Here is a 203-nt window from a genome sequence, read left to right as displayed (position 1 = left end):
AAGGGTGTAATTCAGGTATTACCGGCAAGATATTACATTTAATGGTCAGAGGAAGCGGTGTAAGAGATATTGCTGAAGTCGAGCGTATCAGCATTGGCAAGGTATTACGAACCTTAAGTGAATCGATCTATCAGATTCAGCCTAAACAAAGCCACTACGAATGTCTTGAAGTCGATGAACTTTGGACTTTTGTAGGGAATAAG

1 pseudogene is annotated in these 203 nt (G+C 40.4%); it reads left to right on the top strand.

Features of this window, described 5'->3' with window-relative positions:
- Positions 1-203 (top strand): annotated as a pseudogene (locus tag AC1M9D_RS14245) (IS1 family transposase); the annotation flags it as partial.

The organism is Acinetobacter sp. ANC_7682 (assembly GCF_056779795.1).
The sequence above is the reverse complement of the archived record's forward strand: the minus strand, read 5'-3'. Positions and strand labels throughout refer to the sequence as shown.